This is a genomic window from Janthinobacterium sp. P210005 (assembly GCF_036231865.1).
Lineage (GTDB): Bacteria > Pseudomonadota > Gammaproteobacteria > Burkholderiales > Burkholderiaceae_D > Janthinobacterium > Janthinobacterium kumbetense.
Map to the genome: position 1 here is coordinate 18,856 of NZ_JAZARC010000007.1, position 23,896 is coordinate 42,751.

23 protein-coding genes are annotated in these 23,896 nt (G+C 64.9%); 13 read left to right on the forward strand and 10 right to left on the reverse strand.

Translation table 11 applies throughout. From position 1 onward, the window contains the following. Nucleotides 1-15: 15 nt before the first annotated feature. From VPH40_RS24115 to VPH40_RS24135, 5 genes are all read left to right on the forward strand, one after another. Nucleotides 16-852: a TlpA disulfide reductase family protein gene (locus tag VPH40_RS24115; protein WP_328574704.1), complete on the forward strand. Its 837-nt coding sequence runs from the start codon at nt 16-18 to the stop codon at nt 850-852. A gap of 121 nt (nt 853-973) precedes the next feature. Continuing rightward, a complete protein-coding gene (locus tag VPH40_RS24120; RefSeq protein ID WP_099664637.1) occupies nt 974-1,249 on the forward strand; it encodes a metal/formaldehyde-sensitive transcriptional repressor in 276 nt (91 codons plus the stop codon). A 10-nt stretch (nt 1,250-1,259) separates the two neighbouring features. Next, nucleotides 1,260-2,225, forward strand: a complete 966-nt coding sequence (gene dmeF / locus VPH40_RS24125) for a CDF family Co(II)/Ni(II) efflux transporter DmeF (RefSeq protein ID WP_328574705.1) — start codon at nt 1,260-1,262, stop codon at nt 2,223-2,225. A gap of 91 nt (nt 2,226-2,316) precedes the next feature. Beyond that, the gene (locus tag VPH40_RS24130) at nt 2,317-2,658 is read left to right on the forward strand and encodes a zinc ribbon domain-containing protein YjdM (RefSeq protein ID WP_077402365.1); all 342 of its coding nucleotides are present in this window, start codon (nt 2,317-2,319) and stop codon (nt 2,656-2,658) included. A gap of 67 nt (nt 2,659-2,725) precedes the next feature. Beyond that, nucleotides 2,726-3,754 carry an RNA methyltransferase gene (locus tag VPH40_RS24135; protein ID WP_328574706.1) on the forward strand — a complete coding sequence of 343 codons (1,029 nt, stop codon included), beginning with the start codon at nt 2,726-2,728 and terminating at the stop codon, nt 3,752-3,754. Here VPH40_RS24135 and VPH40_RS24140 read toward each other — a convergent pair. Next, nucleotides 3,751-4,155, reverse strand: coding sequence for a hypothetical protein (locus VPH40_RS24140; RefSeq protein ID WP_099664634.1), 405 nt, complete (start codon nt 4,153-4,155; stop codon nt 3,751-3,753). The two genes, VPH40_RS24135 and VPH40_RS24140, sit on opposite strands and share 4 nt — an antisense overlap. Before the next feature lie 62 nt (nt 4,156-4,217). Next, nucleotides 4,218-4,445: a protein L gene (locus tag VPH40_RS24145; protein WP_099664633.1), complete on the reverse strand. Its 228-nt coding sequence runs from the start codon at nt 4,443-4,445 to the stop codon at nt 4,218-4,220. 125 nt (nt 4,446-4,570) lie between these two features. Between VPH40_RS24145 and VPH40_RS24150 the strand changes: the two genes are divergently transcribed. Then, entirely contained in the window at nt 4,571-5,248 is a 678-nt protein-coding gene (locus VPH40_RS24150; protein ID WP_328574707.1) for a phosphoribosylanthranilate isomerase, read from the forward strand. Here VPH40_RS24150 and VPH40_RS24155 read toward each other — a convergent pair. The 7 genes from VPH40_RS24155 to VPH40_RS24185 all read right to left on the reverse strand — a co-directional run bounded on the left by VPH40_RS24155 (nt 5,245) and on the right by VPH40_RS24185 (nt 14,266). Further along, the gene (locus VPH40_RS24155) at nt 5,245-6,150 is read right to left on the reverse strand and encodes a LysR family transcriptional regulator (RefSeq protein ID WP_328574708.1); all 906 of its coding nucleotides are present in this window, start codon (nt 6,148-6,150) and stop codon (nt 5,245-5,247) included. The genes VPH40_RS24150 and VPH40_RS24155 overlap by 4 nt on opposite strands. 198 nt (nt 6,151-6,348) lie before the next feature. Then, nucleotides 6,349-6,864, reverse strand: a complete 516-nt coding sequence (locus VPH40_RS24160; RefSeq protein WP_328574709.1) for a 4'-phosphopantetheinyl transferase family protein — start codon at nt 6,862-6,864, stop codon at nt 6,349-6,351. A gap of 21 nt (nt 6,865-6,885) precedes the next feature. Next, complete coding sequence (locus VPH40_RS24165) at nt 6,886-10,941, reverse strand: Pls/PosA family non-ribosomal peptide synthetase (RefSeq protein WP_328574710.1); 4,056 nt, start codon at nt 10,939-10,941, stop codon at nt 6,886-6,888. A gap of 148 nt (nt 10,942-11,089) precedes the next feature. Continuing rightward, entirely contained in the window at nt 11,090-11,797 is a 708-nt protein-coding gene (locus VPH40_RS24170) for an anaerobic ribonucleoside-triphosphate reductase activating protein (RefSeq protein ID WP_328574711.1), read from the reverse strand. Continuing rightward, a complete protein-coding gene (gene nrdD / locus VPH40_RS24175) occupies nt 11,787-11,987 on the reverse strand; it encodes an anaerobic ribonucleoside-triphosphate reductase (RefSeq protein WP_092712624.1) in 201 nt (66 codons plus the stop codon). The genes VPH40_RS24170 and nrdD overlap by 11 nt, the downstream gene beginning before the upstream one ends. Next, on the reverse strand, nt 11,984-13,732 hold the full coding sequence (locus VPH40_RS24180; protein ID WP_328574712.1) for a ribonucleoside triphosphate reductase: 1,749 nt from the start codon (nt 13,730-13,732) through the stop codon (nt 11,984-11,986). Before VPH40_RS24180 ends, nrdD begins: the two co-directional genes overlap by 4 nt. A gap of 123 nt (nt 13,733-13,855) precedes the next feature. Further along, entirely contained in the window at nt 13,856-14,266 is a 411-nt protein-coding gene (locus VPH40_RS24185) for a hypothetical protein (protein WP_328574713.1), read from the reverse strand. Between the two features lie 162 nt (nt 14,267-14,428). Between VPH40_RS24185 and ubiU the strand changes: the two genes are divergently transcribed. From ubiU to ubiT, 3 genes are read left to right on the forward strand one after another with little or no spacing between them, the layout of a single operon-like run. Next, nucleotides 14,429-15,466 (forward strand): ubiquinone anaerobic biosynthesis protein UbiU, encoded by a 1,038-nt coding sequence (gene ubiU / locus VPH40_RS24190; protein WP_441326506.1) that lies wholly within the window; start codon nt 14,429-14,431, stop codon nt 15,464-15,466. Between the two features lie 9 nt (nt 15,467-15,475). Next, on the forward strand, nt 15,476-16,372 hold the full coding sequence (gene ubiV / locus VPH40_RS24195) for a ubiquinone anaerobic biosynthesis protein UbiV (RefSeq protein WP_328574714.1): 897 nt from the start codon (nt 15,476-15,478) through the stop codon (nt 16,370-16,372). 20 nt (nt 16,373-16,392) lie between these two features. Next, complete coding sequence (ubiT, locus tag VPH40_RS24200) at nt 16,393-16,932, forward strand: ubiquinone anaerobic biosynthesis accessory factor UbiT (RefSeq protein WP_289899053.1); 540 nt, start codon at nt 16,393-16,395, stop codon at nt 16,930-16,932. A gap of 33 nt (nt 16,933-16,965) precedes the next feature. Here ubiT and VPH40_RS24205 read toward each other — a convergent pair whose 3' ends face one another. Then, complete coding sequence (locus VPH40_RS24205) at nt 16,966-17,229, reverse strand: heavy-metal-associated domain-containing protein (RefSeq protein WP_077402408.1); 264 nt, start codon at nt 17,227-17,229, stop codon at nt 16,966-16,968. 248 nt (nt 17,230-17,477) lie between these two features. Between VPH40_RS24205 and VPH40_RS24210 the strand changes: the two genes are divergently transcribed. From VPH40_RS24210 to VPH40_RS24225, 4 genes are all read left to right on the forward strand, one after another. After that, nucleotides 17,478-18,347 (forward strand): substrate-binding periplasmic protein, encoded by an 870-nt coding sequence (locus VPH40_RS24210; protein WP_328574715.1) that lies wholly within the window; start codon nt 17,478-17,480, stop codon nt 18,345-18,347. A 261-nt stretch (nt 18,348-18,608) separates the two neighbouring features. Beyond that, entirely contained in the window at nt 18,609-20,291 is a 1,683-nt protein-coding gene (aspT, locus tag VPH40_RS24215; RefSeq protein ID WP_328574716.1) for an aspartate-alanine antiporter, read from the forward strand. A gap of 56 nt (nt 20,292-20,347) precedes the next feature. Further along, nucleotides 20,348-22,036, forward strand: coding sequence for an aspartate-alanine antiporter (aspT, locus tag VPH40_RS24220; protein ID WP_099664622.1), 1,689 nt, complete (start codon nt 20,348-20,350; stop codon nt 22,034-22,036). A gap of 76 nt (nt 22,037-22,112) precedes the next feature. Further along, a complete protein-coding gene (locus tag VPH40_RS24225) occupies nt 22,113-23,723 on the forward strand; it encodes a bifunctional aspartate transaminase/aspartate 4-decarboxylase (RefSeq protein WP_099664621.1) in 1,611 nt (536 codons plus the stop codon). Nucleotides 23,724-23,896 lie beyond the last annotated feature (173 nt).

The window sequence follows — 23,896 nt, forward strand, 5'->3', positions numbered from 1 at the left end:
TTATAAAGAGCGCCCATGCTGTCCCTGCAAATCGGCCCCCTGGCCCTGCCTACGGGCCTGGTCCTGCTGATCGTTTCCCTGTGCGTCGCCTACGGCGCGGCGTGGTCGCTACGGCGCTATCGCCAACTGCCGGACGCCGGTCCCCTCGTTTCCGACATGCTGATTGCCGGCCTGCTGGCGGCGCGGCTGGCATTCGTCTTGCGCTGGCATGAACAGTATTTCAGCTCCCCCTTGGCGGCGCCCTGGTCCATCCTCAACATCCGCGATGGCGGCTTCATGGCGCCGGCCGGCATCGCCGCCGCGCTGGCCATCGCCGCGTGGCGCTGCCGGCGTCCCGCCATGGCGGCCATGCGCTGGCCTCTCGCCATCAGTGTGGCGTCGGGTGCGCTGGCATGGGGCGTGCTGAGTGCGGGGATCTCGCTGGCCTACGACAAGCCGGCGGCCTTGCCGGCCATGGCGCTGCAGGCGCTCGATGGCGCGCCGGTGACCCTGGCGGCGCTGGCCGGCGGCAAGCCGCTGGTGGTCAATCTGTGGGCCAGCTGGTGCCCGCCGTGCCGGCGCGAAATGCCGGTGCTGGCCGCCGCGCAGCAGGCGCGCGCCGATATCGTCTTCGTGTATGCGAACCAGCGCGAGAATGCGGCGGCGGCCAGCGCTTTCCTGGACAGGAGCGGCGTGACCTTGCGCAATGTGCTGCTCGACAGCGAGGCGGCGCTGGGCAAGGCGGCCGGTTCCTCGGCCCTGCCCACCACCCTGTTCTATGACGCGCAGGGGCGCCTGGTCGATACGCACCTGGGCGAATTGTCCGACGCTTCGCTGGCCAGCAAGCTGCAAAAGATCGCGCCGGCGCCATAGCGCCTGTTCCTGCCTGAATAAGCCGCCCATCCGCGAGGATGCGCGGCTTTTTTAACGCCTTGCCGCATGCGGCGCGCTTTCTGATAGTATACCCCCCTATAGTATTTATCGGAGTGGAACCATGGGACACACGGCGCACAACAAGACCAAGCTGCTGAACAGGATCAAACGCATCAAGGGGCAGGTGGAAGGGCTGGAACGGGGCCTGGAAGAGGGGCGCGACTGCGGCGAAGTGCTGCAGTTGATCGCGGCCGTGCGCGGCGCCGTGAATGGCCTGATGGCTGAAGTCATCGAAGAACACCTGCGCGAGCACGTGGCCAGTCCCGATATCTCCGGCGACGAGCGGGCCAGGGGCGCCGACGATATCGCGGGCATCCTGCGCACCTACCTCAAATAAGGAGCACGTCATGCAAACGCCATCCATCAAGGAAGACCTGTCTGCCTGGCAGCATGAACACGTGTTTGGCGCCGCCAGCGACAAGGCGGAACGCCGCGCGCGCATCGTCATGTGGATCACCCTGGCCACCATGGTGCTGGAAATCGTCGCCGGCTGGTGGTACAACTCCATGGCCTTGCTGGCCGACGGCTGGCATATGAGTTCGCACGCGCTGGCCATCGGCCTGGCCGCGTTTGCGTATGCGGCCGCGCGCCGCTATGCGCGCGACCCGCGCTTTGCCTTCGGCACGTGGAAGATCGAAGTGCTGGCCGGCTACACGAGCGCCATCCTGCTGCTGGGCGTGGCCGTGCTGATGGTGGCCGCTTCCGTCGAGCGCCTGTTTTCGCCGCAGCCCATACACTATCCGCAGGCGATGGCGGTGGCGGCTTTCGGCCTGGCTGTCAACCTCGTGTGCGCGCTGATCCTCGGCGGGCACCACGACCATGGCCACGAACACGGGCATCATGACCATCACGGTCACCATGAGCACCATGGCCACGGCGAAGACTTGAACATGAAGGCCGCGTACATCCACGTGCTGGCCGACGCCGCCACATCCGTCCTGGCCATCCTTGCGCTGGCCGGCGCGTGGGCTTACGGCTGGAGCTGGCTCGATCCCGTGATGGGCATCGCGGGCGCCGTGCTGGTGGCCCTGTGGGCGAAAAAGCTGATGCAGGAGACGGGCAAGGTCTTGCTGGACCGCGAGATGGACCATCCCGTGGTGGATGAAATCCGTGAAGCCGTGGAAGTGGAAAGCGCAGGCGACACGCCGCGCGTCGTCGACCTGCACGTGTGGCGGGTCGGCAAGCAGCTGTATTCATGCGCCTTGTCCGTCGTCAGCCGCGACGCCAGCCTGACGGCGGCCGAACTGCGCGCGCGCATCGGCATCCACGAAGAAATTGTCCACAGCACCATCGAGATTATTCGCCGCCATTGATAATGATGGCGAAAAAAGCAAGCTGATGCGGGGCGTAGGCAGTATAATGTCGGCTTTTACAGCACGCGCTGTTCACCAGACAGAGAAGAAAATGAGCACATTACCACCATGCCCGCAATGCCAATCCGAATTCACGTATGAAGACGGCAGCCAGTTGATCTGCCCTGAATGCGCGCATGAATGGTCGGCCACGGCTGCAGAAGCGGCGGAAGAGGGCGCCAAGGTGTACCGCGATTCGGCCGGCAATATCCTGCAGGACGGCGACACGGTCAGCGTCATCAAGGACTTGAAATTGAAGGGCGGCGGCGGTGTCGTCAAGATGGGCACCAAGGTCAAGAACATCCGCCTGGTCGACAGCGACCACGATATCGATTGCAAGATCGACGGCTTCGGTTCCATGAGCCTGAAAACCGAGTTCGTGAAAAAGGTCTAAGCCTTTTCCTTGCCATTCGCGGCGCGCCTCGCATTCCTGCCGGCGCGCCGTTTTTTATTCAGAATCCATGCAAATCGATCATCTCCGCCAGCGCCTGCGCGCCCTGGGCGCCAAGCCCCTGCACGAACAGCGCGTGCTGCGCGACTGGATACAGGCGCAGCCGCACGATCAGGGCCGGCGCCGCGCCGAGGATTTTTTGCCGCTGCCCGTGCGCGAGGCCTTGCCCGCGCTCGACCTGGAATTGCAGGGCATGCTGAAATTGCTCAGCACCCACCCGGGCGCCGACGGTTCCGCGCGCCTGCTGGTGGGGCTGCACGATGGCCAGACGGTGGAGAGCGTGCTGCTGCCGCGCGATGGCTTGTGCGTGTCCAGCCAGGTCGGTTGCGCCGTCGGCTGCCAGTTCTGCATGACGGGCCGCGACGGCTTGATCCGGCAAGTGACCAGTGGAGAAATTGTCGCGCAGGTGGTGCTGGCGCGTACCTTGCGCCCCGTGAAAAAAGTCGTCTTCATGGGCATGGGCGAACCGGCGCATAACCTGAACAACGTGATGGAAGCGATCGACCTGCTGGGCACCGAGGGCAATATCGGCCACAAGAACCTCGTGTTTTCCACCGTGGGCGACCCGCGCGCCTTCGAGCGCCTGCCGCAAGGTCGCGTCAAGCCGGCGCTGGCCCTGTCCCTGCATACCACCAAGCCTGCGCTGCGCGAACAGCTGCTGCCGCGCGCGCCCAGGCTCACCCCGCAGGAACTGGTGGACTTCGGCGAGTCGTATGCGCGCCTGACGGGCTACCCGGTGCAGTACCAGTGGACCTTGATGGAAGGCGTCAACGATGGCGAAGACGAGATGGACGGCATCGTTGAACTCTTGAAGGGGAAATATGCGGTGCTGAACATGATCCCGTATAACACCATAGCCGACTTGCCGTTCCGGCGCCCCAGCTGGGAAAAGGCACGGGCGATCGCCGCCGCCCTGCACGCGCGCGGCGTACTGACCAAATTGCGCGATTCGGCCGGGCAGGACGTGGAGGGCGGCTGCGGACAGTTGCGGGCGCGCGAAGCGAAGGGCAGGGTCATTCCCATCCGCCCCGGCGTCTAGACACCACCCAGCAAGTCGTTTTCATTCAGGATCGCAAAGGCGATCTCGGGATGCGCAGCCAGGCAGCGGCGTACGGCGGCCGGAATGGCGGCGCGCGTCTTGCGGCACAGGCCGGGCCGCTCCAGCAGGCGGATCTGGAAACCGCGCACGGTGCGCACTTCGCCGCTGCCCGGTGTAATCTGCAATTCCACGCCCAGGTTGTCGCGCAAGCGCTGCTGCAGCTTCCGCAACTGCGCATGAGTGGCGATGCCCTCGATATGCGCGAGCAGGCGCTTTTCTTCCGTCAGGTTCAGGCGCAGGATGGAAACGTCTGCCTGCGGATCGTCGAGCAGGCGCTCGCGTTCGCAGTCGCACAACTGCGGCGGACACTCCTTGCGGATTTCAAAGTCGACGATGCGCATACGCGGCTTCCAATGGCGATCCCGGATAAATCAAGTATCGTCCGCCACCTGGCGCCTGTCAATCAGCGCGGGCTGACGATCAGGCGCCAGCGGATCGGTCCCTGCTCGCTGTTGTGCTGGTGGTGGTTTTGCGGCGGCATGACGTGGCCTTCCGTCGAGACGATTTCGTGCGCGCAGCCGTCGCAGCGGTAGATGCCCGAATACGGCACGGCGTCGCCCGGTGACGTCAGTTCATCGAAACGCGGGTGCATGGAGCGGGCCACGTAGCTGGGGTTCTTGTAGTCGGCCATGGATTCCTCGGGAAGTGGGCAGGCCCCATTCTGGCACACAATCGCGCGCGGGCTTGACCGCGTGTCTTGGCGCGCGCGTCGCCCTGTGTTGTAATGTTGATCATCCCGATTGAACACGCCAGGCCATGAGAACCCGCATCAAGATTTGCTGTATCGCTTCCATCGACGAAGCGCAACTGGCCATTGCCGCCGGCGCCGACGCGCTGGGCCTGGTGGCGGCCATGCCGTCTGGCCCTGGCCCGATTCCCGATGCGCGCATCGTGCAAATCGCCGCCTGGACGCCGCCGCCCGTGGCCACGTTCCTGCTGACGTCCGAGACGACGGCGCCAGCCATCGCCGAGCACGTGCGCGCCACGCAGCCGTCCACCGTGCAGATCGTCGGGCATATCGACCCGGACGAGGTGGCTGAACTGGCGCGCTTGCTGCCGCACGTGCGGCGCGTGCAGGTGATCCACGTGGAGGGGCCCGAGGCTTTGGCGCTGATTCCCGCCTACGCGCCCCACGTCCATGCGTTTTTGCTCGACTCGGGCCGCCCCGGCGCTGCCGTGCCTGAACTGGGCGGCACGGGCCGCACGCATGACTGGAGCATCAGCGCGCGCTTCGTGCGCGCCAGCCCCCGTCCCGTCTTCCTGGCCGGCGGGCTGGACGCCACCAACGTGATGGAGGCGCTGCGCCAGGTGCGCCCCTACGGCATCGACCTGTGCTCGCGCGTGCGCACGGATGGTCAGCTCGACGTCATGAAGCTGGCCTTGCTGATGGCGGCCGTACGCGACGCGGATGCGGCGCTGTATGCGGAAGGCTAATCGGCCGGCAGTTTGGCCATCTCGTGCACGAATGCTTCCGTAAACGTGGCCACCATGCCGCTGGCCGCGCGCGGCGAGATCAATCCCACGATGGAATGCGATTCCTCGTCCGGCAGGGCGATAAAACGCACGCCGGGCGGCGCCACCAGGCGCATGCTGTCCGGGACGATGGCGATGCCCATGTTCGCTTCGATCAGGTTCAGCTGCGAAGTCTTGCGCGACAGGGCGCGCGCCGCCTTCGGGAAGAATCCCTCCGCCAGGCACAGGCCCGCCACCAAGTAGCTGAGGCCTCCCCGGTCCTTGTGCGGGATCGAGACGAAGGCTTCGTCGCGCAGGGCGGCGATCGTCGTGCGTTCCAGCGCGGCCAATGGCGACATCGCTGACACGGCCACCACCAGCTTTTCCGCGTACAGTTCGCGCACGACGATGTTGGCATGCTTGCGCAAGGTGGGCAGGCGCACGAGGCCCAGGTCGGCGCGGCCTTCCTCGATGTCTGCCGCCTGGTTTTCCGACGATCCCTTGGAGATATCCAGCGAAACGCCGGGGAACTGCGCCAGCAGGCGGTTCAGTACGGCGCCGATGACGGGCGTGAGGGTGACGGAACTCGAATGCAGCAGGCGGATGATGCCTTGCGCCCCTTGCCCCACGTGGCGGGTCTGGCGCACGGTTTCGTCGATATCTTCGAGGATGCGTTTGGCCCGCTCATAAAAGACCTGCCCCGCAGGCGTCAGTTCGATATGGCGCGCATCGCGCGTCAGCAGCAGCGCCTGCACCACGCCCTCCAGCTCCTTGATCTGCCGGCTCAGGGCCGATTGCGCGATATATAATTTTTCCGCCGCGCGCGAGTAGCTGCCCGCATCGACGACTTCGACAAAATAGCGGAACTGTCTGATGGAAATCAATCGTATGCCTTTTTGAGATCGTAGACTGCCTGATTTGATATTAGCCTGGCCCCGGGGTTCGCGTTACAGTGGCCTGGTCTGCTGTCACTGCAAAGGAATGGCCATGCTGGAATTGATCGGGGTGCTGGGACTGCTCGTCAGTATTATTGTAAAACTGATTTTCGTCCAGATCGGCGCGGCGGCCGAGGGCAAGGAAGACTAGTATGCCAGGGTCGCCACATACGGAGCCGCCAAGCTCAAAGGCTGCAGGCGGCAAGCTGGCGCGGCTCCGTCCCATTCCGCCAGCGGCAAGCCCGCGCACTTGAGTGCCGCCTCGCGCGCCGTCCACGCTTGCGCCAGGGCCAAGGGGCGTTGAGCATCGGGCAATGAAGCCAGCTCCTGTGTCACCTGCGGCCCCAGGTAATCGCGCGCCAGATTGCACCAGTCGGCAATAGCCTGCACCCGCATCACGTCAAGGCCGACAGGGCCGTGCAGATGGACGGCGGCCAGCGAGATGCCCTCGTCATGGGTCAGTGACAAACCTGCTGGGCGGCCGGCCAGCAGCAGGCGCGGGGCCTGGCCAGGCGTCGACTCCACCGAAATCGCCTCGATGTCCAGCTTCAGCCACTGGGCTAGCGCCTCGCGCACGGCGGCGCGGATGCGCAAGCGGGCTTCGGCGCGCGGCAGCACGGCGGCGATGCCGATCACCAGCACGCCGTCTCTTGAGAAGAGCACCGTACGATTCATCGACTGCGATCAGCTGCGCAGCGGCGCGGCCGGGCAGCCCGCCCAGTTGCTGCCGGCGGGGATGTGCTCGCCCTTCATTACCAGGGTCAACGGCCCCAGGCGCGCATTGTCGCCCACCTTGGCGCTGTACAGCACGGAGCTGCGCGGGCCCATGTAGACGCGCTGGCCGATGTCCACGTGGTCGATCTTCATCACGCGGTCTTCGAACAGATGCGTTTGCGGGCAGGTGAGGGCGTTCAATTCGCTGTAGTCGCCGATGTGCACGCAGTCGAATTCCGTGATGTCGGTCGTGTCCATGTAGACGCCGCGGCCGATCTTGCAGCCGAACAGGCGGAAGGCGAGAGGCAGCCACGGCGTGCCGCGCAGGTAGCGCATGAAGTTGGGCACGGCAATGCCTTCGTACAGATTCGTCACGCCTTCGGAAATCCACACGAATGGCGTCCACATGGGCGCCGCGTGTTTGCGGTAGCGTCCCAGCAGCAGCCACTTGAACAGCACCACCACCAAAAAATTGCCGATGCCGTAGGCCAGGCCGGCGATGGCCAGGTCGCCCACCACTTCGCCCCAGCGTCCGGCGCCCGCGATCGGCATCACGTCCAGCACCAGGGTATAGCCGACGGCGATCACCACCGCGTGCGGCGCGACGATGCGGAACGCTTCGATCAGGCTGCGGCCCAGGCGGCGCAACAGCGATGGCTTGAACGTCAGGTGCTCGGCAAAGCCGCTGACCTGCTCGCGCGCGGGCAGGTGCATGGGCGGGGAGCCCAGCCAGGTGTCGCCGCTGTGCATCTGCTCATTGCGTGGCGCATGCGTGTGCACGCCGATCAGCACGTGTTCGGGCAGCACGGTGCCATCCGGGATATAGCTGCCGTTGCCGACGAAGCTGCGGTGCGAGATGACGGTGGGGCGCATGGTCATCCAGCCGCCGTCGATCTGTTCGTCGCCCAGCATGACGGCGTCGGCGATGAAGGTGTCGTCGCCCAGGGTCAGCATGTCGGGCACCACGCCCAGCGCCGTGGAAATCTCCGCGCCCTTGCCGACCTTGGCGCCCAGCAGGCGGTACCAGTACGGCGCGTAGACGGTGGCGTAAATGCCGTGCAGCACGTTCAGGCTCGATTCCTGGATATGGCTGACCAGCCACTTGGCGCAATAGATATTGCTGTGCACGGGCGAACTGCCCGGCTTCAAACGGGGCAGCGCGCCCCAGCGGATGGCGGCCGACAGCAGTGCCGTCAGCACGATCAGCACGGCGCTGGCGGGGAAGGCCAGCAGGAAGTAGCGGGCCAGCTGGGTCGTCACGTCGCGTCCCTGCAGCCACGGCATCATTTCGCGCTCGTCGAACCAGTCGATCAGCACGAAGCTGGGGAAGACGGGCATGAAGAACAGCACGGCGATGAGGACCATGCCAAAGCAGAAGAACAGGGTTTCGCCCGTCAGGCGCAGGCGCGAGACGGCGGGGCGCGGCGGCTGGCTGGCCACGTCAAACGGGCCGATATCGCGCGCGGGCGAGCCAGTCCAGACCCTGCCGGCCGGTACCGAGGCGCCATCGGCCAGCGCCGATTGTCCCTCCAGGTGGCCAAACGCGCCCACGCTGGTATTGCCTTCCAGGATAGCGTAAGAGCTGATGCAGGCGTCGTCGCCGATGCGGATCTGGCCCAGCAACAGGCGGCCCCGCTCGACCCTGGCGTTTTCAAAGTTGACGGCATTGCCCACGCTGACGTTGTCGCCGATGGCCAGCAGGTCAGGCGCGCGCAGGGTCATCGAGCCGATGACCACTTCCTTGCCCACCTTGGCGCCCAGCGCGCGCAGCCACCAGCTGTTCAGGGACGAGCCGCTGAGCAGGTAGGCGGGCGCCGATTCGACCAGGCGGTCTGCCAGCCACCAGCGGTAGTAGGTGATGCCCCACAGCGGATAGCTGCCCGGCTTCAGGCGCCCGGCGATCAGCCACTTGCCGGCAATCGCAATGGCAAATTCGGCCAGGGTCGCCAGCAGGAATACGCCGATCGAGGCGGCGATGGCGCGCGGCACCGTATCGCCCGTGTCGCCCGTGAAGAAGTGATAGGTGAAGAAGGGCGCCATCCACTGCGCCATGCGCAGGGTGACGAGGCCAGGCACGGCCGCCGCCTGCGCCGCGCCGCACAGCCAGCGTTTCCAGGTCGATGGCGGCGTCCATTCCGCTTCCGGGGTGGCCAGCGTGGGCGCTTCACCCAGCACGGCGGCGATCTTGCCGATCTGCCGGTTCTGGTAAATGTCGCGCACCGTCATGTGGGCGTAGGCCGGATCGGCGCGCAGGGCGGATGCGAGGCGCGCGGCCAGGAAGGAATGGCCACCGAGGTCGCTGAAGAAGTCGAGCCGGCGCAGGATCGCCTGGCCGGGAAACAGCTTGGCCAGCGCCGCGAACAGGGCCGCTTCGGCCGGCGTTTCCGGCACGTCCGATTCGCCCGCCTCGCCTGGGGGCGGCGCCGACAGCGGCATGGCCTTTAATGCTTTCCGGTCGATCTTGCCGGAAGTGAGACGCGGCATCAGCGGCAGCAATTCAAAGCGGCCCGGCACCATATACGGCGGCAAATGCAGGTTCAGGGCAGTGCGCAGGGTTTTCGCCGCCAGGGCGTCCTCGGGCGCCTCGTCGCTGCCGACGATATACGCCACCAGCTGGTCGATGCCGTCGTCCTTGCGCAGCAATACTGCCACCGTGCCCACGCCCGCCTGCTGCGCCAGCACGGCTTCGATCTCGCCCAGCTCCACGCGGAAGCCGCGAATTTTCACCTGGTCGTCGGCGCGGCCCAGGCACAGCACCTGGCCGTCCGCATCGATGCGCGCCAGGTCACCCGTGCGGTACAGGCGCGCGTCATCGTCGCTGGTCGCCCAGGGATTGGGCAGGAATTTTTCCACCGTCAGATCGGGCCGGCCCAGGTAACCCTCGGCCAGGCCGGGGCCGATGATGCACAATTCTCCCGTCTCGCCGCGAGGCAGCAGGGTCAAGGGACGGTTTTCTCCCGCTTCGGCCACCTGCAGCACCAGCAAGCCATAGTTGGGCAGCGGCGTGCCGATGGTGACCGGTTCGCCGGGCCGCAGGCGCGCCAGGCTGCACGAGACGGTGGCTTCCGTGGGGCCGTAGGTGTTGAACATGGCGCGGCCCGGGCGCGCCCAGCGCTCGACCAGCGACTCCGGGCACATCTCGCCGCCCAGGTTGATCAGGCGCAGGCTCGGTACTTCCTCGGCGAACAGGGCCAGCAGGGTCGGCACCGCGTGCAGAACGGTGACCTTGTTCTCTGTCAGGGCGCGCGGCAAGGCTTCCGGGTCGCCCGAGATATCCTTGGGGCCCAGCCACAGGGTGGCGCCCACCAGGTAGGCGATCCAGATTTCCTCGAACGACATGTCGAAGGCGACGGAAAAGCCCTGGTAGACGGTATCGCCCTGCGTCACTTCCAGCACGGCGTTTTCGCTGCGCAGGAAGTGGCAGATGCTGCGTTGATTGATCAGGATACCCTTCGGTTTTCCCGTGGAGCCGGACGTATAGATGACGTACGCCGGGTGTTCGGGCAGCACGGCGCCGCGCGCGGGCAGCACTTCGCCCGGCGCGGCGGGCGCCAGCAGGCTTTCCGCTGTCCACACGGGGCGCTGGATGCCCGCGTCAAGCAGGCGTGGCGCGAATTGCGCGCAGCTGATGACGCCTGCGCCATTGGCGTCATCGAGGCACACTTGCAGGCGCTCCACGGGCGTGTCTTCATCGACGGGCAGCCAGGCGGCGCCCGCCTTGGCGATGGCCGCCTGCATCAGCAGCAAATGGGCGCCGCGCGGCAGCCACAGGCCCACGATGTCGCCCGGCTTGACGCCGGCCGCCACCAGGCGCGACGCCGCCAGGCCCGCTTGGGCATCGAGTTGCGCATACGTGATGCGGCGCGCGCCATCGATCAGGGCGATTTGCTGCGGGCAGCGGCGGGCCGTCGCTTCCAGCAGGTCGGCCAGCACTTCCTCGCGCAGCAGATCCGGTCGCGGCGGGCCGTACAGGATGTCGGCATGGGTGGAAGGGGTGCCTGGGCTGACTGCGGTGAAATCGTTCATGGATGACGCTTATCTGTAATGCGGTGTGAGGAATCTGACGGGCTGCGCGTGGTGCGCAGCACAGTTGATACATTACAGCACGCAAGACATTTCAGCGTTGCAGAACGGGGAATTTTGCGGGGCTTTCCGAAATAATGTGCTTGTCGGCTCAACTGCCATGATTACGGAATGTAAAACGGGGAAACATGGCGCCGATTTGCGCCACCGTGCGCGCCGCCGGATAGCCGTGCAGGGGGCGCCCGGACAGGGCCGCATCCGCGCAGCCTTCGGCGCGGAATTGCTGCAGCACGTAGTTATCGACGCCTTTGGCGGCCAGGGTGGCGGCCAGGGCCAGCAGCTGCTCGTCCGGCAGCAGGTCCGGATGGGTGGTGGTGCGGCATTCGTAGGCGACGCCGCTGGCGAGGATGGCGTCCAGGCAGGCGCGCGCCGGGTCGCCGCTGCCGACCACGCGGGTCACATGTCGATAGTCGGCAAACGGCGCCTTGATGTCGAAACCCACCCAGTCGACCAGGGGCAGCACTTCCTGCAGGCGCTGCGGATAGATGCAGGCCGTGTGCAGGCCGATGCCGAAACCCAGTTCCCTGACGTCCTGCATGGCCCGCCCCAGCGCCGGGTCCATGCACGCCTCGCCGCCGCTGAAGACGACGGCGTCGACCAGGCCCGTTCTGCGGCGCAGCCAGGTCAGGACGTCCTGCCACGGCATGGCGCCTTCCGGCGTGCGCGCCTGCAGGTGCGGATTGTGGCAATAGCCGCAACGCCAGGGACAGCCCTGCACGAACACGACCGCCGCCAGCTTGCCGGGATAGTCGGTGGCGGAAAAGGGCGTCAGGCCGCCCACCTTCAATTCAGCCGCCATGGCAGGCGGGCTGGCCGACCCGGGCGCTCGCTTCCGTAAAATACTGGCGTTCGTGGAATTCGCCCTGCTTGCCGATGTTGAACGAGGCGACGGGGCGGTGGTAGCCCATCACGCGCGTCCAGATTTCGCAGCGCTGGCGTTCCGTATCGAGCAGGGTGATGGCGGGAGTGAAGTCGGGACGTGCATTCATGGCGTTTCCTTGAGTGGGTGAGCAAGATCAGATTGTTTGCGGGCGATCAGTTCCGCGTCGCAGGTGGGGCAGAATTCATGTTTTCCTGCCAGGTAGCCGTGGCGCGGGCAGATGGAAAACGTGGGCGTGACGGTGATGTAGGGCAGCGAAAAGCGGCTCAGCGCGCGTTTCACCAGTTCGCGGCAGGCGTTGGCGTCCGACAGCGCTTCCGTCATGTACAGGTGCAGCACGGTGCCGCCCGTGTACTTGCGCTGCAGGGTGTCCTGCAATTCCAGCGCCTCGAACGGATCGTCCGTGTGGCCCACGGGCAGCTGCGAGGAATTCGTGTAGTAGGGGTTATCCGTGGTCCCCGCCTGCAGGATGGCCGGATAGCGCTTGCGGTCTTCGCGCGCGAAGCGGTAGGTCGTGCCTTCGGCCGGCGTCGCCTCCAGGTTGTACATGTGGCTCGTCTCTTCCTGGAATTGCAGCATGCGGGCGCGCACGTGGTCGAGCAGGCGCACGGCCAGCGCGTGGCCTTCTGGCGTCGTGATGTCCCAGGCGTCGCCGCTGAAATTGCGGATCATCTCGTTGATGCCGTTCACGCCGAGGGTGGAAAAGTGGTTGCGCAGGGTGCCCAGATAGCGTTTCGTGTAGGGGAACAGGCCTTGCTGCATCAGCTCCTCGATGGTGCGGCGCTTGATTTCCAGGCTGGTCTTGCCCAGCTCCAGCAAGCGGTCCAGGTCCGCCAGCAAGGCCGCTTCGTCGCCGCGCCACAGGTGGCCCAGGCGGGCGCAGTTGATCGTCACCACGCCCAGGGAACCCGTCTGCTCGGCGGAACCGAACAGGCCATTGCCCCGTTTCAGCAGCTCGCGCAGGTCCAGCTGCAGGCGGCAGCACATGGAGCGGATCATGTTCGGCTTGAGTTCCGAGTTGATGAAGTTCTGGAAGTAGGGCAGGCCGTAGCGGGCCGTCATCTCGAACAGGCGCTGGGCATTTTCGCTGTGCCAGTCGAAATCCTCCGTGATGTTGTAGGTGGGGATGGGGAAGGTGAAGACGCGGCCCTTGGCGTCGCCCTCCATCATGATCTCGATGTAGGCGCGGTTGATCATGTCCATCTCCGCCTGCAGCTCTCCATAGCGGAAATCCATCTCCCGGCCGGCGATCACGGGCACCTGCTCGCGCAGGTCGTCCGGGCAGACCCAGTCGAACGTCAGGTTGGTGAACGGCGTCTGCGTGCCCCAGCGCGACGGCACGTTGAGGTTGAAGATCAGCTCCTGCATGTACTGGCGCACGTCTTCGTAGCGCAGGCTGTCCTGGCGGATGTAGGGCGCCATGTAGGTGTCGAAGGAGCTGAACGCCTGCGCGCCGGCCCACTCGTTTTGCAGGGTCCCGAGAAAATTGACGATCTGGCCGATGGCGCTCGACATGTGCTTCGGCGGCCCGGATTCGATCTTGCCCGGCACGCCGTTCAAGCCTTCGTGCAGCAGGGTGCGCAGCGACCAGCCGGCGCAATAGCCGGCCAGCATGTCGAGATCGTGGATGTGCAGGGCCGCTTCGCGGTGCGCCGCGCCCACCTCGGGCGGATACACCTGGTCCAGCCAGTAGTTGGCGATGACCTTGCCCGACACGTTGAGTATCAGGCCTCCCAGCGAATAGCCTTGGTTGGCGTTGGCGTTGACACGCCAGTCGCGCCGCTCCAGGTATTCATTGATGGACGCGGCGACGTCGACCTGGCCGCGCGTGGGGGAAACTGCATTTGTCGTCATGAAACCTCCAATAAACACAACATGCGGTGTTTTTATGGAGATTAATCACTAAATATAGTGGCGTCAAAGGGTGCGTGCAGTGGCGTGACGAATCCTTGATGCAGGTGAAAAAAGCGCCCCCGTTTACTTTTTCAGGCGGCCCTGGCGCAGGATGAAGGCGCTCGCGGCGAAGTAGGCGGCGCCGCAGACGGCGATGCTGATCACGGAGGCGGGCAGCACGTGCGCCCAGATTTCCCGCGCCGAGAAGGTGCTCCAGCTGGCCACGCGCGCGTCGAACGTGACGTAATTGGCCAGCAGCCAGTAGACGGCCAGCAGTCCCGTGCAGGTGGCGGCCTGGCGCGGCACCGGCATGGCGTGGCGCGCGAAGACGGCTTGCAGGAACAGCAGCAGCACGCCCGGATACGCGCCCAGCACTTCGGGCGACAGCACGGAGAGCGCCTCGGCGTCGTAGCTTTCCGTGGGGGCTGCCCACTGCACCTGCAGCACGGTGAGGAACAGGGTGAGCAGGAAGATCAGCAGCGGTTTGCGGGGCATGGCGGGCAATCGAAGAGGGAGAAAAGGAGGGCATTTTACAGCCAGGTCAAGCAAGTTGAACGCGCGCCAGCCATGCATGCATTCCTTCACCTGCGTCAAGGACTGGGCAGCCTGGGCGGGGCTATAGTCTGCACCCTGAGCCGATACAGGACTGTGAACACCATGATGCTTGAATCAACCACCGCCACCCGCGTGGCCGGACCGCTGGAACTGGTCTGCCCCGCCGGCAGCCTGCCTGCCTTGAAAGCGGCCATCGACAATGGCGCCGACACCGTTTACCTGGGTTTTCGCGATGCCACCAATGCGCGCAATTTCGCCGGCCTCAATTTCGACGAGAAGGCCATCGCCGAGGGCGTGCGCTACGCCCACCAATATGGACGCAAGGTGCTGCTGGCGCTGAACACCTATCCGCAGCCGCACAACTGGGCCGTGTGGCGCAGCGCCATCGACCGCGCCGCCGATGCCGGCATCGACGCCATGATCGTGGCCGATCCGGGCTTGATGGCGTATGCGGCCCAGCACCACCCGCAGCTGCGCCTGCACCTGTCCGTGCAAGGTTCGGCCACCAACTACGAAGCCATCAATTTTTACCATGAACACTTCGGCATCGCCCGCGCCGTGCTGCCGCGCGTGTTGTCGATGGCGCAGGTGGAGCAACTGATCAGCAAGACGGAAGTCGAGATCGAAGTGTTCGGTTTCGGCAGCCTGTGCGTGATGGTCGAAGGGCGCTGCGCGCTGTCGTCGTATGCGACGGGCGAGGCGCCGAACACCCACGGCGTGTGCTCGCCGGCGAAATCCGTGCGCTGGCTGGAAACGCCGAACGGCCTCGAATCGCGCCTGAACGGCGTGCTGATCGACCGTTATGCGCCCGGCGAAAACGCCAGCTATCCCACCCTGTGCAAGGGGCGTTTCGAAGTCAACGACGAAGAGTATTACGCCATCGAGGAGCCGGCCAGCCTGAATACCCTGGCGCTGCTGCCGCAGCTGATCGCCATGGGCGTGCGCGCCGTGAAGATCGAAGGGCGCCAGCGCAGCCCCGCCTACGTGGCGCAGGTCACGCGCGTGTGGCGCGAAGCGATCGACGCCTGCCGCGAAGGCAATGCGCGCTACGCCGTCAAGCCGGGCTGGATGGCGGCCATGGACAAGCTGGCCGAAGGCCAGCAGCACACCTTGGGCGCCTACCATAGATCTTGGAAATAGAGGATGAACATGCTGAAGCTTTCACTGGGCCCTTTGCTGTACTACTGGCCGCGCGCCACCGTCTTCGAGTTTTACCAGCAGATCGCCGGTACCGCCGTCGATATCGTCTACCTGGGCGAAACCGTCTGCTCGCGCCGGCATGAGGTGCGTCTGGCCGACTGGCTCGATATCGCCGACATGCTGGCCGCCGCCGGCAAGGAAGTGGTGCTGTCGACGCAGGCGCTGATCGAGGCGGGCGCGGAACTGGCGACCCTGCGCCGCATCACGGGCAATGGCCGCTATTCGGTCGAGGCCAACGACATGGGCGCCGTGCACTGCATGGAAAAGGGCACGTCATTCGTCGCCGGTCCCCATCTGAACCTGTTCAATGGCCCCAGCCTGCAATTGCTGGCGCGCCTGGGCGCGCGGCGCTGGGTGATGCCGCTGGAAATGGGGCAGACGGCGCTGGCCGAGATGCAGCGCCAGAAGCCGGAAGTGCTGGAGACGGAAGTCTTCGCCTACGGGCGCATGCCGCTGGCGTTTTCCGCGCGCTGCTTCACGGCGCGCAACCGCAACCTGCCGAAGGACGATTGCGGCTACAGCTGCCTGGAAGAGCCGGACGGCCTGCTGCTGCGCACGCGCGACGAAGTGCCCTTCCTCGTACTGAATGGCACGCAGACGCAGTCGGCGCTCGTCTACAACCTGGTGCGCGAACTCGACGCCATGCGCGACATGGGCGTGGCGGTGGCGCGCATCAGCCCGCAGGCCATGCATACGGAACAAGTCATCGCCATCTTCGACCGCGCCCGCCGCGGCCAGGTCAGCGGCATCGGCGCCCAGGCTCAGCTGGCGGCCTGCCAGCCGGCCGGCGCCTGCGACGGCTACTGGCACGGCCAGCCCGGCATGGAACAGCACGCCGCCCATTGAACGCCTCGAAAGGAAGCACCATGCAAGATCAACTGGAAAGATTGCCCGTCCCGGCGCCGGTCCCCGCCCGTCCCGGCATGAGCAAGCCCGCAGTGTCGTACCGGCTGCCGGAACCGCTGGCCGAATTGCTGTCCAAGCTGCCCCCGTATCCCGCCTCCTGGCTGTTCGTGCAGGGCTTGAACCGCCTGCTGGCGCCGCAATTGCCCGACGACGTGCGGCGCAGCCTGGAAGGGCGCAGCTTGCGCTTGCGGCTGCTGGACGCGGGCATCGCCTTCGATTTCGAGTGGCAGGGCACGGTGTTCGTGGCCGAGCGCTATGCAGACGTGCCGGACCTGTGCATCGCCGCCAGCGTGCATGATTTGATGCTGCTGGCGCGGCGCCAGGAAGATCCGGACACGCTGTTCTTCAGCCGCCGTTTGAGCCTGGAAGGCGACACGGAACTGGGCTTGCTGTTCAAGAATACGCTCGATGCCATCGAGTTGCCGCCATTCGATCTGCAGGCGCTGGGGCCGCGCCGCGTGCTGGCGCATCTGCGTGACCGGGGCGCGCGCGAAGGCTGAGCGGAAAAAGGGAGGGCGGGCGCTCAGTGGCGCTCAGTGGCGGCAGTGGCCGCAGGCGCCGCTGCAGGAGGCCAGCTGTTCTTCATCCGTCGCCTCGCCCATGAAGCCGGCGTCGTTGACGGCGGCCAGCAGGCGTTCTTGCGTGGCCAGCCGTTCGTCGAACTGCACCGTGGCGCCGTGGCGCGCCAGCGAGACGCACACGGTGGCCACGCCCGTGACGGCTTCGAGCGCGCCCGTCAGCCTGTCGGCGCAGCCTTCATGATCCATTCCGATAATATTCAAGCGTGCTGTCTGCATGGGTTCCTCTTGTTTTTCAGATAAAAAAACAGCGTAGGCGAGCCATGCGCATGCCGTCCAGAGCAGCACGCAAGATTTATTTTGTATTTGCGGTTTTATTGATCTGGATTAATCCCCAGCCCTGCGGGTCACCTTGAAAGTGCTGTTGTTTTGTACACAGTTGCCGTATTCCAGTCGACAAGCGTGCCCTGCTGCGCGATACTGTCATTCTGATAAGAACGCTATGACAGCGCTGGAAAGGAGGGGCCATGCAGCGCCGCCCCCTGCTCAAGCTTGCCGCCCTGTGGCCATTGGGCGCGGCCGCCGGCGCGTTGCCGCCGCCGCTGCCGCTCGTGTATCCGCGCCACCAGGCGCTCGATGATCCGCAGCAAGGCTATGTGACGGCCTTGCTGCAACAGGCGCTGGCCCGGTCGGGCCAGGCGTATGCTTTGCGCCGCTCCGAACTGCGCATGGTGCAGACGCGCGCGATGCAGGAAATCGCCACGGCGTCGGGCGGTGTCGACGTCGTCTGGGCCATGACGAGCCGCGCGCGCGAAACGCAATTGTTGCCGGTGCGCATCCCCATCGACCGTGGCCTGATCGGCTGGCGCGTGGCCCTGATCCAGGCCCGCCAGCCGCAGCTGCTGCGCGGCGTGCGCAGCATCGCCGCCCTGGCGCGGCTGTCGGCCGGCCAGATGCGCGACTGGCCCGACTCCGCCATCCTGCAGGCGAATGGCTTGCGCCTCGATACCTCGAGTACCTACGAAGGCCTGTTCCAGCAACTGGCGGCAGGGCGCATCGATTATTTTCCCCGTTCCGTGATCGAGGCGCAAAGCGAACTGGCCAGCCATGCGCACCTGCCGCTGGCGCTCGACGCCTACCTGGTCATCCGCTACCCGGCCGCGCTGTACTTCTTTGTCGGCCGGCACAGGCCGGAACTGGCACGCCACATTGAAAGGGGATTGGAAAGCATGCTTGCCGATGGCAGTTTCGCGCAGCTGTTCCAGCGCCATTTCGGCCGCCTCGCGGACGGCCTGCAGCTGTCCCGGCGCCACGTGCTGGAGCTGGCCAATCCCGACTTGCCGGAGGAGACGCCGCTGGCGCGCAAGGCACTTTGGTATCGTCCCAAACATTACTAATAATCTTATTGATTAATGTCAAACAGCGGCTTCAATCGTGCGCCCGATGTTTGATGAAGCGCAAAGCGAGTTCAACAGAACACCTGTTGACACTTATTAAATTTTCGCCGAACATAATTCCACGTTGCAACTTTTTCCCAGCACAAGCGCTTGCCGCAGGTGTCGTGCGGGAGCCGTGCGCCCGTTCCACAGCCAGCTGCCGCCAGCCGCCGAACGCGCTGTCCCCTTGTCACCATCCGTTATCTTTTCGAAGGTTCGTCCATGCTCGATTCGATCACGTCCGTATTGCACCAGGTGCCGGAACTGGCCCTGTTCCTGGCGCTGGCGCTCGGTTACGCGGTAGGGCAGATACGCTTCGGCCCCATCCAGCTGGGCGGCGTGTGCGGCACCCTCATCGCCGCGCTGCTGATCGGCCAGCTGGGCATCACCCTGGACGCCAGCGTCAAGAATGTCTTCTTCATGCTGTTCATCTTTGCCCTCGGCTATGCGGGCGGCCCCCAGTTCTTTGCCAACCTGAATGCCAAGGGCTTGCGCCTGGGCCTGCTGTGCCTGATCGAAGTGGTGGTGGTGCTGGCGCTGGTGCTGCTGGCCACGCGCTTCCTTGGCCTGGACCAGGGCACGGCGGCCGGCATGATGGCGGGCGCGGCGACGGAGTCGGCCGTCGTCGGCACGGCCACGGACGCCATCTCGAAGCTGGCGCTGCCGGCCGCCCGCATCGCCGAGCTGCAGGCCAACGTCGTCACCGCGTATTCCATCACGTACATTTTCGGCCTGATCGCCATCGTCATCGTCACCAGCCAGATTTTTCCGCTGTTGCTGCGTGTCAACCTACGCGAGGAAGCCGATAAGTTGTGGGAAAAGATGGGCGGCGCGCAGACCGACGGCGACGGCGTGCAGGCCACGCCGGAGATGGTGGGGCGCGCCTACCGCATCAGCCGCGGCGCGGGACGCCGCCTCGACGCCTTGCAGCATATCTTTGCGGGCCGCGCCAGCATCACGCGCGTGCGCCGGCATGGCAAGGTCTTGCCCTTGGAACCGGCATTGCGCCTGCGCAATAACGACGAAGTGCTGGTGATCGGCCACCGTCCCGCGCTGGTGGCGGCCGAAGCCATCCTGGGCGAGGAATTTGCCGATACGACGGGCTTGAACATGGCCGTCTCCGCCGTCGAAGTGGTGCTGCAGCAAGCCGCGCTGGTGGGCCAGCCCTTGCGCCAGCTGGCCTTGCCCTCCGGAGTGCACGTGGCGGCCGTCGTGCGTGGCGAGCACAGCATGCCGCCCTTGCCGGACCTGGCCCTGCAGCGCGACGACGTGCTGCGCCTGTACGGCACGACGGAAGGGCGCGAGCTGAACACGGCGCTGGCCGCCATCGGCAAGCGCGTGCCCACGGGCGACCGCAGCAATATCGTCTACGCCAGCATCGGCATCGTGCTGGGCGTGTATATCGGCGGCTTTTCCGCCAAGCTGGGCGGCATCCCGTTTTCGCTGGGCACGGGCGGCGGCGCCTTGCTGACGGGCCTCGTGTTCGGCTGGTACCAGGCGCGCAAGCCGGGCATGCAGGGCATCCCCTCCAGCGCGCTCGACATGATGAAGGATATCGGCCTGGCCACCTTCATCGCCTGCGTGGGCCTGGCGTCGGGGCCGCAGGCGATCGATCTGATCCGCCAGTACGGCCTGTCCTTGCCGCTGATGGGGGTATTGATCGCCGTCATCCCCGCCTCGCTGTCGCTGCTGGTGGGACACTTTTTCCTCAAGCTGGAAGCGCCCGTGCTGCTGGGCGCCATCGCCGGCCAGCAGTGCAGCACGCCGGCCCTGTCGGCCGTGCAGAATGCGGCCGGCAATTCCACGCCCTTGCTGGGCTACACGATTACGTATGCCATCTCGAACGTGGTGCTGCCCCTGCTGGGGCCGCTGATCGTGGCCCTGGCAGGGTCGGTGCACGCATGAGCAGCCAGCAAGGGCAAACGCAGTAAAGAATTCCTTCAACACGAAAGGCGGTCCGCATGGAATGGTTGCATGAGTTATTCAAGAAGTCGCCTGAAATTGCCTTGTTTCTCTCCCTGGCAGTGGGTTACTACATCGGCAAGATCAAGTTCGGCTCGTTTCAGCTGGGCGGGGTCGCCGGTTCACTCCTGGTGGCGGTGCTCGTCAGCCAGGTGGGCGTCGCCATCGATCCCGGCGTGAAATCGGTGCTGTTCGCGCTGTTCATTTACGCCGTCGGCTATGAAAGCGGGCCGCAATTCTTCAATTCCCTGGGCCGCCAGTCGGTGCGTGAAATCATCCTGGCCGTCGTGCTGGCCGTGACGGCGCTGCTGACGGTGGTCATCCTGGCCAAGGTCTTTGGCCTGGACAAGGGCCTGGCGGCCGGCGTGGCGGCGGGCGGCTTGACGCAGTCGGCCATCATCGGCACGGCCGGCGACGCGATCACCAAGCTGGGCCTGGCGGCCGACGAAGTGGCGCGCCTGCAGGGCAACGTGGCCGTCGGCTATGCCGTGACGTATGTGTTCGGCTCGTTTGGCGCCATCATCGTCTGCGTCAATATCTTGCCGAAACTCATGGGGCGCACCATCCGCGAAGATGCCATCAAGGCGGAAACGGCGCTGCAGGCGGGTGTGCAAGTGCTGGGGCCGGGCCAGACGCCGGCTGCGCCCGACCTCATCGGCCGCATCTACGACGTGGGTCCGGGCGCCGGGCGCTCCGTGGCGGACATCGAAAGCGCCCATCCGAGCACGGCCATCACCATCGAGCGCGTGAAACGCAATGGCCAGATCATCGACGTCAGCCCGGACCTGGTGCTGGCGGCCGACGATATCGTGCTGCTGGTGGGCCGCCGCGAAGCCATGCTCAGCGTGTCTTCCCAGCTGGGCAAGGAATTGCTGGCCGTCGAAGGCATGGAACTGGTGATGCAGCGCCGCGACATGGTGCTGACCAACAAGGCTTACCACAACAAGACGGTGGGCGAAATCCGCAGCGCGACGGCGCCGGGCGTGCGCCACGGCATCTTTGTCGTGCAACTGAGCCGCATGGGCAAGATTCTGCCCATGCAAGCGGAAACCGTCGTGCAGACGGGCGACGTGGTGACCATCTACGGCGCCGAGCAGGACGTCAAGCGCGTGGCGGCCGAAGTGGGCTACATGATCGTGCCGAGCGCCAAGACGGACTTCGTCTACATGGGCGCCGGCCTCGTCGTCGGTTTGCTCGTGGGCTTGCTGGTGGCGCGCATCGGCTCGATTCCGCTGACCCTGGGCAGCGGCGGCGGCGTGCTGCTGTCGGGCCTGGTATTCGGCTGGTTCCGCGCCAAGCGCCAGACGTTTGGCTACATGCCCAGCGGCGCCGTGCAAATCCTGAAAGACCTGGGCCTGGCCGGCTTCGTTGCCGTCGTCGGCCTCACGTCCGGCCTGCAAGCCGTGCAAACCGTGCGCGAACACGGCCTGACCCTGTTTGGCGTGGGCGTGGTGGTGACCATCCTGCCGATGATCTTGACCATGCTGATCGGCCGCTACATCTTGCGTTATGACAACGTGGCCATCTTCGCGGGCGCCTTGTCCGGTTCGCGCAGCGCCAATCCCGCGTTCGGCGAAGTGCTGAATGCGGCGCAAAACTCGATTCCCACCGTACCGTTTGCCATCACGTATGCCCTGGCCAACGTTTTCCTGACCTTGCTGGGGCCGCTGATCGTGGCCTTCGTCTGAGTCGGGCGTATTTGCAGGACCTAAGCCGCCTGTGCGGGGCTTTTCCCATATTGTCAGTTGATAAGGAGTCGTTGAAATGGATTTCAGTAACCCAAGCAAACTCGCGCTGTTGAGCCCCTTCGAATTGAAGGATGCGCTGATCCAGACGGCCAAGCAAAGCAACCGTCTGATGCTCAATGCGGGCCGCGGCAACCCGAATTTCCTGGCCACCACGCCGCGCCACGGCTTCTTCCAGTTCGGCCAGTTTGCCATGACGGAAGCGGAACGTTCCTATGTGTACATGGATGACGTGGGCGGCTTCCCCACGCGCGACGGCATCGAGGCGCGCTTCGAAATCTTCGTGCGCAAGCATGAAGGCAACCCCGGCGTGCATTTCATCGAGGCCGCCATGTCGTATGTGCGCGACCAGCTGGGCCTGGACGCGGGCGACTTCATCTATGAGATGTGCGAAGCCATTCTCGGCTGCAACTATCCCGTGCCGGACCGCATGCTGCGCCTGTCCGAGAAAATCGTCGGCCAGTATATCCACCGCGAAATGATCGGCGACCATCCGTTCGTCGGCAACTTCGACATGTACGCCGTCGAAGGCGGCACGGCGGCCATGACGTATCTGTTCGCCAGCCTGAAATCGAACCACATCATCCAGGAAGGCGACACGATTGCCCTGGGCATGCCGATCTTCACGCCGTACATCGAGATTCCCCAGCTCAATGATTACAAGCTGAACACCGTGCATATTGATGCGCCGCAATCGAACAATTGGCAATTCACAAAGAAAGAGCTGGACAAGCTGCTGGACCCGAAAGTCAAGGCCTTCTTCCTCGTCAACCCCAGCAATCCACCATCCGTCAAGATCGACGATGACACACTGGAATACATCGCCAAGATCATCAAGAAGCGCCCGGACCTGATCATCCTGACCGATGACGTGTACGGCACGTTTGCCGACAATTTCGTTTCGCTGTTCGCCATGTGCCCGTACAACACCATCCTCGTGTATTCGTTCTCGAAATACTTCGGCGCGACGGGCTGGCGCATGGGCGTGGTGGCCACGCATGAAAAAAATGTACTCGACGACAAGATTGCCAAGTTGCCGGAAACCATCAAGAAGCAGCTGGACGCGCGCTATCACTCGATCACGACGGAGCCGCGCGAGCTGAAATTCATCGACCGCCTGGTGGCCGACAGCCGCACGGTGGCGTTGAACCATACGGCCGGCCTGTCCACGCCCGTGCAGGCGCAGATGACCTTGTTCTCCCTGTTCTCGCTGATGGATGAAGAGCAAAAGTACAAGCAGTCGATGAAGCGTATCGTGCTGCGCCGCAAGGAAGCGCTGTACCGAGAACTGGGCTTGCCGATGGTGCACGACGCCAATTCCGTGCGCTACTACCACCTGCTGGACATGGAATCGCTGGCCGCGCAGATGCACGGCGTGGAGTTTTCGCAGTGGCTGCTGAAAAAGCTCAAACCGAACGAAGCGCTGTTCCGCCTGGCCGAGGAAACGGGCGTCATCCTGTTGCCTGGCCGCGGCTTCGGCACCACGCACCCGTCGGGCCGCGTGTCGCTGGCCAACCTGAACGAATACGACTACGCCAACATCGGCCGCGCCATCCGCAACATGGCGTCCGAGTTCTTTGCCGTGTTTGAAAAGGAAAAGGAGAAGGGCGGCAAGAAGGCGAAGAAGTAATTCGCCGGGTAGCTGCTTGAGCTCAACGGGCGTCCCGCAAGAGGCGCCCGTTTTTGCGTATCCGCCGCAGTAGGCAATAGTGCAGGCCGGAATAGACATCCGTAGATATAATTGCTATTGTGAAAGTATAAACATGGCAACCCCGTGCTTTCCCCTCATTCATTGACTGGACG

What these genes read in the sequence shown, in the direction of transcription:
- VPH40_RS24115 (WP_328574704.1), top strand. Translation starts at nt 16, where the DNA reads ATGCTGTCCCTGCAAATCGGCCCCCTGGCCCTGCCTACGGGCCTGGTC.
- VPH40_RS24120 (WP_099664637.1), top strand. Translation starts at nt 974, where the DNA reads ATGGGACACACGGCGCACAACAAGACCAAGCTGCTGAACAGGATCAAA.
- dmeF (WP_328574705.1), top strand. Translation starts at nt 1,260, where the DNA reads ATGCAAACGCCATCCATCAAGGAAGACCTGTCTGCCTGGCAGCATGAA.
- VPH40_RS24130 (WP_077402365.1), top strand. Translation starts at nt 2,317, where the DNA reads ATGAGCACATTACCACCATGCCCGCAATGCCAATCCGAATTCACGTAT.
- VPH40_RS24135 (WP_328574706.1), top strand. Translation starts at nt 2,726, where the DNA reads ATGCAAATCGATCATCTCCGCCAGCGCCTGCGCGCCCTGGGCGCCAAG.
- VPH40_RS24140 (WP_099664634.1), bottom strand. Translation starts at nt 4,155, where the DNA reads ATGCGCATCGTCGACTTTGAAATCCGCAAGGAGTGTCCGCCGCAGTTG.
- VPH40_RS24145 (WP_099664633.1), bottom strand. Translation starts at nt 4,445, where the DNA reads ATGGCCGACTACAAGAACCCCAGCTACGTGGCCCGCTCCATGCACCCG.
- VPH40_RS24150 (WP_328574707.1), top strand. Translation starts at nt 4,571, where the DNA reads ATGAGAACCCGCATCAAGATTTGCTGTATCGCTTCCATCGACGAAGCG.
- VPH40_RS24165 (WP_328574710.1), bottom strand. Translation starts at nt 10,941, where the DNA reads ATGAACGATTTCACCGCAGTCAGCCCAGGCACCCCTTCCACCCATGCC.
- VPH40_RS24170 (WP_328574711.1), bottom strand. Translation starts at nt 11,797, where the DNA reads ATGGCGGCTGAATTGAAGGTGGGCGGCCTGACGCCCTTTTCCGCCACC.
- nrdD (WP_092712624.1), bottom strand. Translation starts at nt 11,987, where the DNA reads ATGAATGCACGTCCCGACTTCACTCCCGCCATCACCCTGCTCGATACG.
- VPH40_RS24180 (WP_328574712.1), bottom strand. Translation starts at nt 13,732, where the DNA reads ATGACGACAAATGCAGTTTCCCCCACGCGCGGCCAGGTCGACGTCGCC.
- VPH40_RS24185 (WP_328574713.1), bottom strand. Translation starts at nt 14,266, where the DNA reads ATGCCCCGCAAACCGCTGCTGATCTTCCTGCTCACCCTGTTCCTCACC.
- ubiU (WP_441326506.1), top strand. Translation starts at nt 14,429, where the DNA reads ATGATGCTTGAATCAACCACCGCCACCCGCGTGGCCGGACCGCTGGAA.
- ubiV (WP_328574714.1), top strand. Translation starts at nt 15,476, where the DNA reads ATGCTGAAGCTTTCACTGGGCCCTTTGCTGTACTACTGGCCGCGCGCC.
- ubiT (WP_289899053.1), top strand. Translation starts at nt 16,393, where the DNA reads ATGCAAGATCAACTGGAAAGATTGCCCGTCCCGGCGCCGGTCCCCGCC.
- VPH40_RS24205 (WP_077402408.1), bottom strand. Translation starts at nt 17,229, where the DNA reads ATGCAGACAGCACGCTTGAATATTATCGGAATGGATCATGAAGGCTGC.
- VPH40_RS24210 (WP_328574715.1), top strand. Translation starts at nt 17,478, where the DNA reads ATGCAGCGCCGCCCCCTGCTCAAGCTTGCCGCCCTGTGGCCATTGGGC.
- aspT (WP_328574716.1), top strand. Translation starts at nt 18,609, where the DNA reads ATGCTCGATTCGATCACGTCCGTATTGCACCAGGTGCCGGAACTGGCC.
- aspT (WP_099664622.1), top strand. Translation starts at nt 20,348, where the DNA reads ATGGAATGGTTGCATGAGTTATTCAAGAAGTCGCCTGAAATTGCCTTG.
- VPH40_RS24225 (WP_099664621.1), top strand. Translation starts at nt 22,113, where the DNA reads ATGGATTTCAGTAACCCAAGCAAACTCGCGCTGTTGAGCCCCTTCGAA.